The organism is bacterium, assembly GCA_037131655.1.
Taxonomy (GTDB): Bacteria; Armatimonadota; Fimbriimonadia; order Fimbriimonadales; family JBAXQP01; genus JBAXQP01.
The window spans coordinates 1-2,302 of record JBAXQP010000369.1; the positions used below are offsets into that span (position 1 = coordinate 1).

Here is a 2,302-nt window from a genome sequence, read left to right on the forward strand (position 1 = left end):
GGCGATGCACTGTACTAAACCGGGCTTGGACAAGGTATTCGAGCTTCTAAAACGAGTAGGGCGTAAAGCTTCTGATTTGATCGTTGTTATCACGGCTATCGATATGCTAGAAGAAGACGAACCCGATGAAGTTATGAATGTTACCAGTCGTCAACTTCTTACCCACTTTGGAAGGAGAGTGCCCGTATTTCCCATAGCGGCTCGTCGATGTTTGCAGGCTTCGGGGTACGGGGAGGGACAGGATGAAAACCTTGTTAAATTAAGGGAGCGTATTGTACAAATTTCATCTCAGATTTACCTCACAGAATTGCTGCGGACTCTGAACTTGTTAGGTCAGGCTTGTGTTGATTATGAGAACATCCATACAAAGGAGGTGAATACCTGCTCTGAGGTAAGTTTGCGGATGAGCGAGAAACTTGACCAGGCTCAAATTGCTTCCCAATTACAGATCAAGAAAATCGATAGAGCTTGTGTGAATCTTAAGGCGTTGAAGAACGATGCGTTAGAAAGTATAGAAGCTGTTCTTGAGGAGCAACGCGGGTTAGTGAATTTGTCCGTAACAGACGGCTCGTGGGTGCGATCACAAAGTAGGAACACTCTAATAGGAAACCTATCGACGGCAATCCTCGAAGAAGTCAGTGATTTTTTGGAGGAGGCTAAAGGTTTATTATTAGAAGCGGATATTAAGATAGTCATAAATAATAAGCTTTCGACCGAGTTGATCGTAGCTAAGACTGATATATTAGTTGGATTAGCAGGCAAAATCGCTGTAGATTCAAATCCCACTAGCAGAAGAATAGCTTATTCTGATTTCGATCGGATATGGAATGAAGCTTCATCCAATATTCATAAACTTATAGTCAATACTTTGACCGTTCTACATGACAAATGCATTTTAGTGATCAATAGTAAGAAGGATAAGGTTAAAGAATCTGTCGACGCTTTAAAGTATGAAGTATCAAGGGCTGAGCTTCTGCTAAGTCAAGCTACAGAGCATCATTGGGCATCGATTGAAATAGTAAACCAAATCAAGTGCTTAAGCCAACCTGCCAGGGCAGCTGTGCAATTGCTTCAAGCCCTTGAAACCTCTGATTGCACAGAAGTTTTCGAAATGCTGGATGCGGATTGTGTGCTGGAGCTAGAAGTTCTACGCAGCATTCAACGAGAACTCGAATATGTGCGAAATGTATGCCCTACCATGGGAGAAGCCCGCAATTTCCTTGCGCACTGTGGAGCAGCTATGCATTTCAATCGAAATGGGCTATTCGATGATGCATCCAGACAGGCAATAATGGCTCTTGGTTTTGCTGAATCGGTCGTCGAGGAATTAAGGGTAATACCGTTGTTACTCCAGACTGAGGTTATTCGGCAAAAAGAGGGTAATGAAGCGGCATTGAACCATCTTGACAATACTTTTGCTGGTGTTGAGTTGCTTGAGCAACGACTTGCGTTGAGTCTGTTATCACAGCGAATGGATAGAGCACGGTCCCTTCTTTCTCAGAAGAATGGCTCTCCTTGCTGCGATCGTTTAATGTCTGCTGCCGTTTACATGTGTGGCGAAGAAAGTAAAGAAGTTATTAGCCAAGAGATAGATGGGTTTTCGCTGCTAAACAGCGCTAATCATCAAATTAATATCGAAGGAGATTTAGCGGATATGGCTGAAGCGCTGAGATACGACTCATCTCTCGAAAGACATATTGTGGCTAGACTTAGTCGATGGGCTGTCATTGACGAGATTGAAGCTGCTCATGTGAAAGAGGCATTTGGAGATCTTGAGCCGTGGGAATACTTAATGCCAGCATCATTGGCACAGTTGCTAGAAACTTTTCTTAATCCTTTTGAGATGTGGCAAAAAGCGCTTGGAGGCGATCCCATAGTAGGGAATTAGTTTGCGAAAACATCAGCCAGCCACTGGACTAAAAACGGGGAACACTTCAGAGCATCGAACCAGGCAGCCTGGGTTATTTCTGTAATGAACCGGAATCGGTGCTAATTGGGTGTCATGGGCATCTTGCCCATGATGGAGATGCATAGGCGAAAACGCCCATGACACAAGAGACGTTCTAGCTTCGAAATAGGGAGTGTTCATTAGGAGAAGAAGAATGAAATGGTCTGAATGGAAAATAACTGAACGAGGAATAAATGCTCCTGGTATGAAAGAACTACAGTTTGAAAATAGGAAAGCAGTTATTAAGAACTTGGGAGGATGCATAGGGGGTTCCTTCATGCAAGGTTTTCTAGTACTTTATGAGAATGATATTCAGGTTGCTAAAAAACATTATTTGAATATCTTTATATACCG

2 protein-coding genes are annotated in these 2,302 nt (G+C 43.1%); both read left to right on the forward strand.

Features of this window, described 5'->3' with window-relative positions; genetic code table 11:
• Positions 1-1,888 (forward strand): hypothetical protein (locus WCO51_12560; GenBank protein ID MEI6514084.1); only part of this gene is annotated, 1,888 nt, incomplete at its 5' end.
• A 214-nt stretch (positions 1,889-2,102) separates the two neighbouring features.
• Positions 2,103-2,302 (forward strand): hypothetical protein (locus WCO51_12565; protein ID MEI6514085.1); only part of this gene is annotated, 200 nt, incomplete at its 3' end.